The following is a 13,353-nucleotide window of genomic DNA, read 5'->3' as shown; positions in this document are numbered from 1 at the left end:
AAAACTGACCTTCCCTGCTCAGGCTTCAAACTGCCCCGAGTTTATACTCGTGGTCCGTGCGCACAAGCTTTGCGGCGGCACTCCCGCTGTTTTTAAATCCGGACTTTCCGATTGATCACAAGCCGCCTTCTTGGCCGTCCCGTGGCCTTCGCCGTGACGGACCATTCGCATGCGGGCTTCGAGCCCGTCTCATGCGGGCGGGCTTCTAGCCACTTCATTGCGGCTTGTCAATGAAGCACGAAAACTGTGGAAATCCGGCCGTCTCGCAGGGCCCGTTTTGGACTGTATCAACGCCCGACGCTGGCCATGGCCCGTTTTTCGCGTCGCCGCTGCACCGACGAGGGAATGTTCATGCCTTCCCGGTACTTGGCGACGGTGCGCCGGGCGATGTCGACACCGCTTTCCCTCAGCATATCGACGATGGCGTCGTCGGAAAGCACGTCGACGGGCTTTTCCTCGTCGATCAACTGCTTGATGCGGTCACGCACCGCTTCCGAGGAATGGGCATCGCCGCCGCCCGCCGAAGCGATCGAGGCGGTGAAGAAGTAGCGCAACTCGAACACGCCGCGCGGCGTTAGCATGTATTTGTTCGCCGTGACCCGGCTGACGGTCGATTCGTGCATGCCGATGGCGTCCGCCACCGTGCGCAAATTGAGCGGCTTCAGCTGGCGCACGCCATGGACCAGGAAGGCGTCTTGCTGGCGCACGATTTCCGACGCCACCTTGAGGATGGTCTTCGCCCGCTGATCAAGGCTGCGCGTCAGCCAGTTGGCATTCTGCAGGCACTCGGCCAGGAAATCCTTTTCCGTCTGGTTTTTCGCGTGGCCGGAAACCCGCGCGAAATAGATATGGTCGACCAGCACGCGTGGCAGCGTTTCGGCGTTGAGTTCCACCGTCCAGCTGCCGTCATTGGCCGCCCGCACCTCGACATCGGCAACGATTGCGTCACTGGCGCCGCCCAAAAAAACCGTTCCGGGGCGCGGGTCGAGCGCCCGGATTTCGGCCAGCATGTCGAGAAGATCCTCCTCGTCGACACCGCAGATGCGTTTCAGCGTCTGGAAATCGCGCCGCGCCAAAAGCTCCAGATTGGCGACCAGCGCCTTCATCGCTGGATCGAGCCGGTCGCGCACGGCAAGCTGCAGCGACAGGCATTCCGCGAGGTCACGGGCAAACAGCCCGGCAGGCTCGAATGTCTGGCAAACGCCAAGCACCTTGGCCACCGCCGCCGCGTTTGCGCCGAGACGGGCGGCGATTTCGGCCGTATCGGCGCGCAGATAGCCGGCCTCGTCGAGGCCGTCGGCAAGCTCGCTGGCGATCAGCCGCGCCGCCGGATCGGCTAAGGCAAGGGCGATCTGCTCGCCGACATGCTCGCGCAGCGTGATTGCCGTGGCCGCCATGTCGCCGACGTCGAAGCCTTCGGACGAAGATGCACCGGCACCGTTGCCGGAGGCCGATTTCCACTGCGCCGTGAGGTCGGGTCCGAGCCGTTCGCTGGTGCCGGGATCGTCGGGAAAGAGGTTCTCCAGCGAAGAGTCGAGTTTTTCCGAGATCGCCTCGGCGCTCCATTGCGTCTCGGCTTCGAACCAGTCCCCATCGGCGGCGGGCTCGGGCGCGGCGTCGTTCTTCTGCGCCTGGTCGCTGGCCGCATCGTCCTGCGGCTCGGCGCGCTCAAGCAGCGGATTGCGTTCGATCTCGTCGTCGATGAAGCGTTCCAGCTCGACATGGGTGAGCTGCAGCAGCCGAATCGACTGCATCAGCTGCGGCGTCATCACCAGCGACTGGGACTGTCGTAGCTGTAGCTTTGCCGCCAGAGCCATGGTTCGGTTTCAAACGCCCTTCTCTACCCACTGGGAAGTCTACGCATCGGAACAGCGGAGCAATTTTTCCGACCGGGCATAGAGACTGGCCCGGCTTTTGCTTGTCAAGCGAAACGCTAGCAAGAGTCACTTACCGGAGCGTTATCCGGGCGAAAAATAGCAAAAAACAACCGAGAATTGCCCCAAATTCACTGCGGGGAAACGTATTTTACGCTCAGAGCGTAAAACCCTCGCCGAGATAGAGACGCCGCACATCCGCATTGGCGACCACCTCGTCGGCGCGGCCATGCGTCAGCACCTGGCCGGCATGGATGATGTAGGCGCGGTCGATGAGGCCGAGCGTCTCGCGCACATTGTGGTCGGTGATCAGCACGCCGATGCCGCGCGCCGTCAGGTGACGGACAAGCTGCTGGATGTCGGCGACGGCAATCGGGTCGATGCCGGCGAAGGGCTCGTCGAGCAGCATGTAGGCCGGGCGCGTCGCCAGGGCGCGGGCGATTTCGAGGCGACGCCTTTCACCACCGGAAAGCGACAGCGACGGCGCCTTGCGCAGATGGCTGATGTGGAACTCCTCGAGCAGCTCGTCGAGGCTGCGCTCGCGCTCCTTGCGGCTCTTCTCGACCACTTCGAGCACGGCGCGGATGTTCTGTTCGACGCTCAGGCCACGGAAGATCGACGCTTCCTGGGGCAGGTAGCCGATGCCGAGCCGCGCACGACGGTACATCGGCATCGAGGTGACGTCGAAGCCATCGATCTCGATCGTGCCTTCATCCACCGGCACCAAGCCGGTGACCATGTAGAAACAGGTCGTCTTGCCGGCGCCGTTAGGGCCAAGCAGCCCGACCGCCTCGCCGGCGCGCACGCCGATGGTCACGCCGCTGACGACCTTGCGGCCCTTGTAGCTCTTGGTCAGGCCCTTGGCGATCAAGGTGCCCTTGAACTTCGCGGAATCGACGTTGGCCGTGGCCGGTGTCCCCAACTTGCCGGCGGCCCGCCCCGGAAGGCGGGCCAGCAGCGACGCTACACCGGCCATTAGTTCTTCGGCGCTCCCTGCTTCGGCGGCGGCGTCATCGACATGATGACGCGCCCGCCGCAGCCGTCGACATTGGCAAGGCCGGTCTTCATCTGCACGGTGAGCTTGCAGCCCTTGAGCACATTGGGGCCTTGCGACAGCACCACTTCCTTGCCGGACAGAACGAGCACCTGCGTCTTCATGTCGAAAGTGCCGTTGTCGCCGGTGGCGATCTGGTCGTCCGATTTCATATAGACTTTGTTCTCAACCACCAGGTGGTCGATGTTGGCCGAGCCCGTCATCGCCGAGGCTCCTGCGGCCGCGCCCTTTGCGGCATTGGGATCCTTGACATAGTAGACCGTCATCTTGCCGGCCTTGAGCATGGTCGGCCCTTGCGTGACGGTGACGTTGCCGCTGAACACGGCGACGCTGTCCGCCTGGCGGACTTCCAGCTTGTCGCTCTCGATCTGGATCGGCTGGTCGCCCGACAGTTTGAGGCCGGACTGGCTGGTCGCGCCGGACTGTGCGAACGAAGGCACCAGGCCGAGCAGCAGCAGCGCCGATGCCGCGCCCACAAGCCGTGCCGAACTACTGCGACGCATTCGATTCTCCGCTCTTTGCCTCTGCCGCCTTCAGGCTGGCGGCGTCGATGTTGACGCGCACTCTGTTTTCGAAGACCAGGACCTTGCCATTGTCCTGGATCGACATCGTGTCCGCCGTGATCCGCGAGCCGCCACGGCTGACATCGACCGGATCATTCGTCTTCATAGTGCCTTTGCCCATGTCGAGGAAGATCGATTTGAGCTTGGCCTCGATGCCATCCGTTGTCGTCACGGTGACGTCGCTGGTCAGGTTCATCGTGTTGCCGTCACGATCGTAGATGCCGCGCGTTGCGTTGACCGTCGCTACATTATCGGGCGCCAGCGGCAATTTGGCATTGATGCCTTCCAGATCGATGATGCCTTGCTTGCCGACGTCCTGGATGGCGCGCAGCGCCGTCAGCGAATAGGGCAGCTTCTGCTTGGTGAAGCCGTTGAGCTTGGGGTTGGCCATCACCAGCTTGCCGTCGGAGAAGGCACTGCCGTCGGCCTGCACCGAGATGGACACGGGCGCGGCGAGATAGGAGTAGACCGGAAAGGCAACGGCGATGATGGCCGCAAGCAGCGGCACCGCGAATTTCAGCACACGCACCCGGCGCGAATGCCGCTGCGCGAGGTCGAAGGCGTCACCGCGCGTGCCGGCTGGCGCCGCAGGCGCCAAAGCCGTCTCGGCATTGGTCTGTTCGTTCGATCGCGCTAGCATGACTATTTTCTAATAAACCCTTGCCCGCCAAAACACCGCCTATAGGTGGGATGCCGGTCCCCGCAAGCAAGCACAAGCCGAGGAAAACCGCAAAAATATGACGGCCGCTGTCTTACAAACGGAAATGAAGGCGACATAATTTCAGCACTTCATAGCAGATACGGACAGGCAGCGTTAATTTTTCGTGAAACGCCGCTTCGCAGCCGCAGACAATCCTGCGTCCGTGCAGACCCTCAGGAAACGGTAGCCGGGCGTTGGCGCTTGCTTTAAAAGCATCTCTTCCCACCGACCGTGAGGCTGACCATGGCACTGAGAGCCGACGACCTGATCGACCGCCGCCGTTTGCGCCGCAAGCTGACATTCTGGCGCGTTGCCGCGCTCGGCGTCGCCGCGGCCGCACTGATCGCACTGTCGGCCTGGATCTACAACGACGACTTCACCGGTTCGGCGGTCGACCACATCGCCAAGGTCAGGATCGAAGGCACCATCACCGAGGACGAGGACCTTATCAAACGGCTGGAAACCATCCGCCAGTCCGCGAAGGTGAAAGGCGTCATCCTGTCGATCGATTCGCCCGGCGGCACCACGGTTGGCGGCGAATCGATCTTCGAAGAGGTGCGCAAACTCGCCGGCGACAAGCCGGTGGTGGCGGAAGTCGGGACGCTGGCCGCATCCGCCGGCTACATGATCGCAAGTGCCGCCGACCACATCGTCGCCCGCAAATCCTCCATCGTCGGCTCGATCGGCGTGCTGATCCAGTATCCCGACGTCAGCGGCCTGATGGACAAGCTCGGTATCAAGCTGGAGGAAGTGAAATCCTCGCCGCTGAAGGCTTCGCCTTCGCCCTTCAAGCCGACCAATGACGACGAGCGCGCCATGGTCCGCAAGCTCATCCTTGACAGCTACGACTGGTTCGTCGGCATCGTCGCCGAGCGGCGCAAGATGACCCGCGAGCAGGCGCTGGCGCTTGCCGACGGCTCGATCTTCACCGGCCGCCAGGCGCTTGCCAACCACCTCATCGACGCGGTCGGTGGCGAGACCGAGGCGATCGACTGGCTGGCGACCAAGGGCGTCAACGCCAAGCTCAAGGTGGTGGAATGGAAGGACGCGGAAGGGCGCGGCAGTTTCCTGTTCTCCAAGACAATGGCCAGGACGATCGCCAGCGCGCTCGGCCTGCCGGACGCCGGCGGCGACGTGATTCACGAAATTGGAGCGGACCGCTTGTTTCTTGACGGTCTCGTTTCGGTCTGGCACCCTTGACGGGCCGTTTGGGACGGATGAAAAAGCAAATAAAATCATCCTTATAAATTTGACCGCAGTGCTTTCACGGGGACCGTTCTCATGATCAAATCCGAACTTGTGCAGATCATTGCCACGCGCAATCCGCATCTTTTCCTGCGCGACGTCGAAAACATCGTCGGCGCCATTTTCGACGAGATCACCGATGCCCTTGCCGAAGGCAACCGGGTCGAATTGCGCGGTTTCGGCGCTTTTTCGGTGAAAAACCGCCCCGCCCGCACCGGCCGCAACCCGCGCACCGGCGAATCCGTCGAGGTTGAGGAGAAGTGGGTGCCGTTCTTCAAGACCGGCAAGGAGTTGCGTGAAAGGCTGAACGGCGGCAAATAGGCGCCGCGCGGGGTCAACCCGGCCTTTCGACAGGAAACCTTATGTTCAATCGCTTCATGCTCATCGTGGTCTTCGTGCCGCTGGCCGTCATCCTGATCGCGCTGGCCGTCGCCAACCGCGAACTGGTCGCCTTCACGCTGGACCCGTTCAATCCCGGCAACCCGGCACTGACGCTGACGCTGCCGCTTTTCATCTTCCTGTTCCTGGCTCTCGCCGTCGGCATGGTCGTCGGCAGCCTGGCGACATGGGTCAAGCAGGGCCGCTACCGCAAGCTGGCGCGTCAGCGCGGCGTCGAGGCCGAAAACCTGCGCCAGGCGGTCAGCCGCGCCCCTGCGGCGCCGCAGGGGCCGGCCCAAGGGACAGCCTTGCCGAAGCCGACGGCCTGAAGCAGGGTTTGGTGCCTTTCGCTCCACGGAGTTTTTCATGCTGACCATTTCGGCCGCCGAGGTCGACCATGCCCTGACCTTCAAGGGACTGGTCGAGACATTGCGCAGTGCCTTTCGCGACGGCGCCGTGCAGCCGGTCCGCCACCATCACACCGTCGAACGGCCCGATGGTGCGGCCTCGACGCTGCTGCTGATGCCGGCCTGGACCGACTTCAACGCCGCCGGCACCTCGGCGGGCGGCCATATCGGCGTCAAGATCGTCACCGTGTCGCCCGACAACAACGCCATCGGCAAGCCTGCCGTGATGGGGCTCTATCTCTTGCTCGACGGTGCAACCGGCGAGCCCGAGGCCATGATCGACGGCCAGCGGCTGACGCAGTGGCGCACGGCCTGCGCCTCGGCACTAGCCGCGTCCTATCTGGCCCGCGAGGATGCCTCGCGGCTGCTGGTGGTCGGCGCCGGTGCACTGTCGCCGTTCCTCGCCAAGGCGCATTCTTCGGTACGGCCGATCAAGACCATCCGCATCTGGAACCGCACGCCGGCCAATGCCGAGAAAGTCGCCGCCGAATTGCGCGCCGAAGGTTTCCCGGCCGGCGCCGCCGGCGATCTCGACGTCGAGCTTGGCGAGGCCGACATCGTCTCGTCGGCGACCATCACGACCGCGCCGCTGATTAGGGGCGCGCTGTTGAAGCCGGGCGCCCATGTCGATCTGGTTGGCGGCTTCACGCCGACGATGCGCGAAAGCGACGACGACGCGATCCGGCGCGCCCGCGTCTATGTCGACACCCGCGCCGGCGCCACCAAGGAAGCCGGCGACATCGTCCAACCGCTGGCCTCCGGCGTGCTGAAACCGGAAGCCATCATCGCCGACCTGCATGAACTGGCCCGCGGTGAGAGGAAGGGCCGGCAGAGCCCCGACGAGATCACTCTGTTCAAATCGGTCGGCGCCGCCCTCGAGGACCTCGCAGCCGGCATCGCCGTCTACAAGGCGCTCAAGCTGAAGTGAGTAAGGGAATAGGGGAGTAAGGCAGTAGGGGAGCCGACCTAACCTACTGCCCTACTGCCCTACTGCCCTACTGCCCTGACGGCGCAGGATCTGTATCGGGACGAGCGGGCGTTCGGAGCGAGACATCGACGCAGATTTGCCTGTTTCTTCAGGCGAGGTCCATTGCGCGTTGGCGAAAGCGTCGCCCATGCCTGCCCGGACCACCTTGTTGCGAAGCCGGTGGCCCTATGTCAAAAGCGGCCTGCCGTTCCGGAGACTTTTCTTGAAATCCTTTCGCGACCGAAACCGCGACAACCGCCCGCGCCTGCCCGCGAAATCCGGGACGGAGCAGGCGCGCCCACGCGACGGCCGTCATCCGGTCAAGCCGTCGCCAAAGCCTGACGAAAGAAACGAGATACGAGCGCAGGACCGGTCTGAACCAAAATCCACGCCGCGCATCCTTTCCCGCCGCGCCGGCGTCCTGCCCGCCGAACGGCTGCCGCTGATCCTCGAAGTTGCGCCGAATGCCGATTATGCGCTGCTCGACAGCGGCGCCTGCCAAAAGCTTGAGCAATACGGCCCCTACCGCATCGTGCGGCCCGAGGGCCAGGCGATCTGGCAGAAGGCGCTGCCGGCGAAGGACTGGGAGCGCGCCGATGCCGTCTTCACCGGCGACACAGACGAGGAAGGCATCGGCCGCTGGCGCTTCCCGCGGACGCCGCTCGGCGAGACCTGGCCGATGAAGCATGACGGCATCGACTATCTCGGCCGCTTCACCTCGTTTCGCCATGTCGGCGTCTTTCCCGAGCAGGCCTCGCACTGGGACCACATGGCCGGGCTGATCGCGGCGGCGAAGCGGCCGGTCAAGGTGCTGAACCTGTTCGGCTACACCGGACTTGCCTCGCTGGTGGCGGCCCGCGCCGGGGCCGAGGTCACCCATGTCGATGCCTCCAAGAAGGCGATCGGCTGGGCGCGCGAGAACCAGGAGATGGCAGGGCTCGGCAACAAGCCGATCCGCTGGATCGTCGATGACGCGGTGAAATTCGCCGAGCGTGAGGAGCGCCGCGGCAGCCGCTACGACATCGTCCTGTTCGACCCGCCCGCCTATGGCCGCGGCCCCAAGGGCGAGGTCTGGCAATTGTTCGAGGACCTGCCTGGGCTGACCGACCTCTGCCGCGCGATCCTGACGCCAAAACCGCTTGCGGTGGTGCTGACCGCCTATTCGATCCGTGCCTCCTTCTTCGCCATCCACGCTTTGATGCGCGACACCTTTGCCGGCATGGGCGGCACGGTCGAATCCGGCGAACTGATCATCCGTGAGAAATCCGCCGGCCGGGCGCTGTCGACCTCGCTGTTTTCGCGCTGGGTGGCCTGATGAGCGAGCGGCACGCAGGCGCGCCAGGGCAGGTGAAGGAAGTCACCAGCCTCGCCAATCCGCTGGTCAAGCACATCAAGGCGCTTGCCTTGAAGAAATTCCGCGACCAGCAGAATGCGTTCATGGCCGAGGGACTGAAGCTGGTCATCGACGCGCTCGACCTCGGCTGGTCGATCAAGACGCTGGTCTTCGCCAAGGCCGGGCGCGGCAATGCGGCGGTCGAAAAGGTCGCCGCGCGCACGGTCGCCGCCGGCGGCACCGTCCTCGAAGTCTCGGAAAAGGTGCTCACCGCCATCACCCGCCGCGACAATCCGCAAATGGTGGTCGGCGTTTTCCAGCAGAAACTCTTGCCGCTGAAGGATATCCGCGCCCACGATGGCGATGTCTGGGTGGCGCTCGACCGGGTACGCGACCCCGGCAATCTCGGCACCGTCATCCGCACCGTCGATGCCGTCGGCGCCAAAGGCGTCATCCTGGTCGGCGAAACCACCGATCCGTTCTCCGTCGAGACCGTGCGCGCCACCATGGGCTCGATCTTCGCCGTACCTGTCGCCAAGGCGACGCCGGAAGCGTTCCTCGCCTGGCGAAAGAGCTTTTCCGGCCTCGTCGCCGGGACGCATCTGAAGGGCGCGGTCGACTACCGCTCGGTCGACTTTGCCAGGGGGCCGGTGCTCCTGCTGATGGGCAACGAGCAGCAGGGCCTGCCCGACAGCCTCGCCGAAAGCTGCGACCGGCTGCTCAGGATCCCGCAGGCCGGCCGCGCCGATTCGCTCAATCTTGCGGTGGCGACAGGCGTCATGCTGTTCGAGATCCGGCGCGGCGCGCTGAAGCTGGGGCCGGACTAGACCATGATCCCGAAAAGTGGCGTCCGGTTTTCGGACAAGATCATGGTCAGGCAAGAGGACACCAAATCGTGAAGTCATGGTCCCCCTACGCCCTGCTGGTCGTCGTCGCCATCGGGCTCGACCAGTGGATAAAACATCTGGTCGAGACCGGCCTCGCCTTCCAGGAGAAGGTCGACCTGGTACCGTTCCTGGCGCTCTTTCGCACCTACAACACCGGCATCGCCTTCTCGATGTTCTCGTCCTTCGGCGACACCGGCCTGGTGGTCATTGCCGCCCTCGTCGTCGCCTTCGTGCTCTATCTTGCAACGCGCACGCCGACCGGCCATATCGTTTCCCGCACCGGCTTTGCCCTGATCATCGGTGGCGCGCTCGGCAATCTGATCGACCGCGCCGTCTATGGCCACGTCATCGACTACATCCTGTTCCACACGCCGGTTTGGTCCTTTGCCGTCTTCAACCTGGCCGACGCCTTCATCTCGGTCGGCGCGGCATTGGTCGTCTTTGACGAATTGATCGGCTGGCGGCGCGAAGCCAAGCCCCAGGGGCCGGACGCCTGAACGCCCGACTCTCTTGAAAGATTGACCTCGCCGGGCCGCCGCCGCACAGTCCGCCTATTCCAGACCGAGGAGACAAAATGCCCGAAACCTTCAAAGCCATCCTCGTTTCACGCGACGCAGAGAAGAAACAGTCGGTGGCGGTGACCGACCTCACCGAAGCCGAGCTGATGGAAGGCGACGTCACCGTCGCGGTCGAAGCAACGACGGTAAACTACAAGGATGGCCTCGCCATAACGGGCAAGGCGCCGGTCATCCGCCGCTGGCCGCTGGTGCCGGGCATCGATTTCGCCGGCACCGTCATCTCCTCGTCCCATGCCGACTGGCGCAAGGGCGACAAGGTCATCCTGAACGGCTGGGGCGTCGGCGAGACGCATTTCGGTGCCTATGCCGGCCGCGCCCGCGTCAACGGCGACTGGCTGGTGCCATTGCCTGAGGGCATGAGCCCGCATGATACGATGGCGGTCGGCACGGCGGGCTACACGGCTATGCTCTGCGTCATCGCCCTGGAGCGGCACGGCGTCGTACCCGATCGCGGCCCGGTGGTGGTGACGGGTGCCGCCGGCGGCGTCGGCTCGGTCGCGGTCTCGCTCCTGTCCAGCCTCGGCTACCATGTCATCGCCTCGACCGGCCGCAATGCCGAAAGCCCCTATCTGATCGATCTCGGGGCCGCCGAAGTGATCTCGCGCGACGAGCTTGCCCAGCCGGCAAAGCCGCTCGCCAAGGAGCGCTGGGCCGGCGGCGTCGACGCGGTCGGCAGCCACACGCTGGCCAATGTTCTGTCGATGACCTCCTATGGTGGCGCGGTCGCCGCCTGTGGTCTGGCCGGCGGCATGGATCTGCCGGCAAGCGTCGCCCCGTTCATCCTGCGCGGCGTCTCGTTGCTCGGCATCGATTCGGTCATGGCGCCGAAGCCGGTCCGCCTCGAGGCATGGCGCCGCATCGGCACCGATCTCGACCACAAGAAGCTCGCCACCCTGTCCACGACCATCGGATTCGACGGCATTGTCGCGGCCGCGCACGACATCGTCGACGGCAAGATCAGGGGTCGTGTCGTCGTCGATATGCAGCGCTGACAAGGCAAAACGGCGCGACCGCTAAAATTCGAACGATCCGCCGCAATCTTCCATAATCTCTCTGTGGCAAGGCTTTCCGCATGATCGCGGAATCCGGCATCAGAGCTCCGGGCAGTGCCGAAGGCGTCGACGGGCCAGGCCCCGAGGCGCCAAAGCGGCTGCTTGTCGCAGCGCCGCCGCTGGTGCCCGCATCGCCGCCGGCCACCCCCGAAGGCCTGCCCTTCCTGACCATCGTCGCCACCGCCGTGCTGGCCGGACTGGCTCACCTGACCGGCGCGCCGATCTTCGTCACCGTCAGTTTGCTGGCGACCGGCCTGGCCGGCCTCGTCATGCACCTGCGAGCCAAGCGCAATGAACGCCGCACGGCGGCCCTGCTCGATGAAACCGCCGCCCGCAGCCGCGCCGAGATCGAGACGCTGGCCGACCGCATGTGGGAGATGCAGGAGAGCGAGGAGCGCTTCCGCGGGCTGATCGACGCGCTCGGCGATCTCGTTGTCCATCGCGACCGCGACGGCAACATCGTCTATGCCAACAAGGTTTTCGCCGATCTCGTCGAGATCGACCAGCGCCACCTTGCCGGCAAGACCTTGTCCGAGCTTGGCATCGATGTCGGCATCGTCCCCGACGCCGCCTTCTCGGATCACGAGTGCCTGAGCTCCACCGACGTCGCCATTCGCACGCCGAGCGGCCCGCGCTGGTTTTCATGGATCGAGCTGTCGGTACGCGACAAGGACAGCGGCGCCGTCTCGCATCGCGCCATCGCCCGCGACATCACCGCCCGCAAACGCGCTGAATCCTCGCTGATCACCGCCCGCGAGCGGGCCGAATATGCCAGCCAGGCCAAGTCGCGTTTCCTTGCCACCGTCAGCCATGAGATCCGCACGCCGATGAACGGCATCATGGGCATGGCCAAGCTCCTGGTCGACACCGACCTCTCGCCCGAGCAGCGGACCTATGTCGGCGCCGTCTCGACCTCGGCCAGCGCCCTGCTGGCGCTCATCGAGGACCTGCTCGACTATTCCAAGATTGAGGCCGGCCGTTTCGACCCGGAACCGCAGCCGACATCGCTGCGCGAGATCGCCGACAACATCATCGAACTCATGGCGGCGCGCGCCTTCGGCAAGAACATCGGGCTTGGCTGCCATGTCGAGCTCGACGTGCCGCAGATGATCACCGCCGATCCCGGCCGGGTGCGCCAGGTGCTGCTCAACCTCATCGGCAACGCCATCAAGTTCACCGACACAGGTGGCGTGCTGGTGAGCGTGGCGCGGGCGCGCACCGAGACCACCGACCGTATCTGCTTCACGGTCTCCGACACCGGTCCTGGCCTGCGCGAGGAGGACATGGAGCGCATCTTCGAGGAGTTCGAGCAGTCCGACGGCACCTCGACCCGGGTGCATGGCGGCGCCGGTCTTGGTCTCGCCATCTCAAGGCGGCTGGTCAACGCCATGGGCGGCTCGATCTCGGTGTCGAGCCGGCTCGGCGAGGGATCCGAATTCGTCTTCGAGCTCCCCGCCACTGCGGCAACCGAGCCGCCGCAGAACCGGCAGAACATCCTGTCCGGCCGCCGCGCCGTGATCGTTTCGAAGAACGCCATCGAGGCCGACGCCATCGCCCGCACCATCCGCGCCCATGGCGGCGCGGTCGATCTGGCGACGACGCTTGCCCAGGCGACACCTTTCGCTGCCGGCTGCGGCGTGCTGCTGGTGGATGCGGCGATGGAAAACAGCGATGGACGCCTGCTCAAGCGCTTGCGCCAGAACGGCTTTGCCGATTGCGAGGCGATCACGCTGATCGCGCCGACCGATCGCGGCATGCTTGGCGAGTTCCGCGCCAATGGCTATGCCACCTTCCTGGCCAGGCCGGTGCGCGGCGAGACGCTGCTGCGCGTGCTGTTGACCAGCCACGCGCCGGCCCTCCCCCTGCCGAAATCGGACAAGCACGGCGCCCCGCCCGTGCGTGCCGGCGCTGGCCGCCGCGAGCACGGCCTGTCGGTGCTGATTGCCGAAGACAACGACATCAACGCCATGCTTGCCCGCGCCACGCTTCTCAAGGCCGGGCATCGCGTCAAGGTGGTCGGCAATGGCAAGGCCGCCGTCGAGGCCATCACCGACGCCGGGCTCAAGCACCGCTTCGACGTGGTGCTGATGGACCTGCATATGCCGGTGATGGACGGGCTGGACGCGATCGCCGCCATCCGCCGCCATGAAGAGGAAATGGCCGTGCCGCCGGTTCCGATCATGGTTCTGTCAGCCGATAGCCAGGAAAAGACCCGTCACGCCGTGCTCGCCCACGGCGCCAGTGGCTTCGTCACCAAGCCTCTCGACCCCGACGCTCTGGTCCATGCCGTCGAGGGTCAGGTCGCGGCCTGACGT

The 13,353-nt window shown here is 64.9% G+C and carries 13 protein-coding genes; 9 read left to right on the top strand and 4 right to left on the bottom strand.

Going from position 1 to position 13,353, the window contains the following annotated elements; all coding sequences use genetic code 11:
* Positions 1-287: 287 nt before the first annotated feature.
* The 4 genes from rpoN to lptC form a co-directional block, all read right to left on the bottom strand.
* On the bottom strand, positions 288-1,817 hold the full coding sequence (rpoN, locus tag AC1RUK_RS01050; RefSeq protein ID WP_481837122.1) for an RNA polymerase factor sigma-54: 1,530 nt from the start codon (positions 1,815-1,817) through the stop codon (positions 288-290).
* 214 nt (positions 1,818-2,031) lie between these two features.
* A complete protein-coding gene (lptB, locus tag AC1RUK_RS01045; RefSeq protein WP_006200390.1) occupies positions 2,032-2,850 on the bottom strand; it encodes an LPS export ABC transporter ATP-binding protein in 819 nt (272 codons plus the stop codon).
* A complete protein-coding gene (locus AC1RUK_RS01040) occupies positions 2,850-3,431 on the bottom strand; it encodes an LptA/OstA family protein (protein ID WP_436173511.1) in 582 nt (193 codons plus the stop codon). The genes lptB and AC1RUK_RS01040 overlap by 1 nt, the downstream gene beginning before the upstream one ends.
* Positions 3,418-4,131, bottom strand: a complete 714-nt coding sequence (lptC, locus tag AC1RUK_RS01035) for an LPS export ABC transporter periplasmic protein LptC (protein ID WP_436173512.1) — start codon at positions 4,129-4,131, stop codon at positions 3,418-3,420. The genes AC1RUK_RS01040 and lptC overlap by 14 nt, the downstream gene beginning before the upstream one ends.
* Before the next feature lie 303 nt (positions 4,132-4,434).
* Between lptC and sppA the strand changes: the two genes are divergently transcribed.
* From sppA to AC1RUK_RS00990, 9 genes are all read left to right on the top strand, one after another.
* Positions 4,435-5,391, top strand: coding sequence for a signal peptide peptidase SppA (sppA, locus tag AC1RUK_RS01030; RefSeq protein ID WP_481837123.1), 957 nt, complete (start codon positions 4,435-4,437; stop codon positions 5,389-5,391).
* Positions 5,392-5,472: 81 nt separating this feature from the next.
* Entirely contained in the window at positions 5,473-5,757 is a 285-nt protein-coding gene (locus tag AC1RUK_RS01025) for an integration host factor subunit beta (RefSeq protein ID WP_006200394.1), read from the top strand.
* A 41-nt stretch (positions 5,758-5,798) separates the two neighbouring features.
* Positions 5,799-6,143 carry a DUF1049 domain-containing protein gene (locus AC1RUK_RS01020; protein ID WP_120013965.1) on the top strand — a complete coding sequence of 115 codons (345 nt, stop codon included), beginning with the start codon at positions 5,799-5,801 and terminating at the stop codon, positions 6,141-6,143.
* A 37-nt stretch (positions 6,144-6,180) separates the two neighbouring features.
* On the top strand, positions 6,181-7,149 hold the full coding sequence (gene lhpI, locus AC1RUK_RS01015; protein WP_481837124.1) for a bifunctional Delta(1)-pyrroline-2-carboxylate/Delta(1)-piperideine-2-carboxylate reductase: 969 nt from the start codon (positions 6,181-6,183) through the stop codon (positions 7,147-7,149).
* Between the two features lie 262 nt (positions 7,150-7,411).
* The gene (locus AC1RUK_RS01010) at positions 7,412-8,503 is read left to right on the top strand and encodes an RsmD family RNA methyltransferase (RefSeq protein WP_481837125.1); all 1,092 of its coding nucleotides are present in this window, start codon (positions 7,412-7,414) and stop codon (positions 8,501-8,503) included.
* Positions 8,503-9,348, top strand: a complete 846-nt coding sequence (locus AC1RUK_RS01005; protein WP_481837126.1) for a TrmH family RNA methyltransferase — start codon at positions 8,503-8,505, stop codon at positions 9,346-9,348. The genes AC1RUK_RS01010 and AC1RUK_RS01005 overlap by 1 nt, the downstream gene beginning before the upstream one ends.
* Positions 9,349-9,416: 68 nt before the next feature.
* Positions 9,417-9,905, top strand: a complete 489-nt coding sequence (gene lspA, locus AC1RUK_RS01000) for a signal peptidase II (protein WP_481837127.1) — start codon at positions 9,417-9,419, stop codon at positions 9,903-9,905.
* A 77-nt stretch (positions 9,906-9,982) separates the two neighbouring features.
* Entirely contained in the window at positions 9,983-10,978 is a 996-nt protein-coding gene (acuI, locus tag AC1RUK_RS00995; RefSeq protein WP_481837128.1) for an acrylyl-CoA reductase (NADPH), read from the top strand.
* Positions 10,979-11,058: 80 nt separating this feature from the next.
* Positions 11,059-13,350 (top strand): PAS domain-containing hybrid sensor histidine kinase/response regulator, encoded by a 2,292-nt coding sequence (locus tag AC1RUK_RS00990; RefSeq protein WP_481837129.1) that lies wholly within the window; start codon positions 11,059-11,061, stop codon positions 13,348-13,350.
* Positions 13,351-13,353 lie beyond the last annotated feature (3 nt).

The sequence above is a fragment of the Mesorhizobium monacense genome (genome assembly GCF_056781675.1).
The sequence above is the reverse complement of the archived record's forward strand: the minus strand, read 5'-3'. Positions and strand labels throughout refer to the sequence as shown.

Coding starts and splice junctions, on each gene's coding strand:
- rpoN (WP_481837122.1), bottom strand. CDS start 1,817: ATGGCTCTGGCGGCAAAGCTACAGCTACGACAGTCCCAGTCGCTGGTG.
- lptB (WP_006200390.1), bottom strand. CDS start 2,850: ATGGCCGGTGTAGCGTCGCTGCTGGCCCGCCTTCCGGGGCGGGCCGCC.
- AC1RUK_RS01040 (WP_436173511.1), bottom strand. CDS start 3,431: ATGCGTCGCAGTAGTTCGGCACGGCTTGTGGGCGCGGCATCGGCGCTG.
- lptC (WP_436173512.1), bottom strand. CDS start 4,131: ATGCTAGCGCGATCGAACGAACAGACCAATGCCGAGACGGCTTTGGCG.
- sppA (WP_481837123.1), top strand. CDS start 4,435: ATGGCACTGAGAGCCGACGACCTGATCGACCGCCGCCGTTTGCGCCGC.
- AC1RUK_RS01025 (WP_006200394.1), top strand. CDS start 5,473: ATGATCAAATCCGAACTTGTGCAGATCATTGCCACGCGCAATCCGCAT.
- AC1RUK_RS01020 (WP_120013965.1), top strand. CDS start 5,799: ATGTTCAATCGCTTCATGCTCATCGTGGTCTTCGTGCCGCTGGCCGTC.
- lhpI (WP_481837124.1), top strand. CDS start 6,181: ATGCTGACCATTTCGGCCGCCGAGGTCGACCATGCCCTGACCTTCAAG.
- AC1RUK_RS01005 (WP_481837126.1), top strand. CDS start 8,503: ATGAGCGAGCGGCACGCAGGCGCGCCAGGGCAGGTGAAGGAAGTCACC.
- acuI (WP_481837128.1), top strand. CDS start 9,983: ATGCCCGAAACCTTCAAAGCCATCCTCGTTTCACGCGACGCAGAGAAG.
- AC1RUK_RS00990 (WP_481837129.1), top strand. CDS start 11,059: ATGATCGCGGAATCCGGCATCAGAGCTCCGGGCAGTGCCGAAGGCGTC.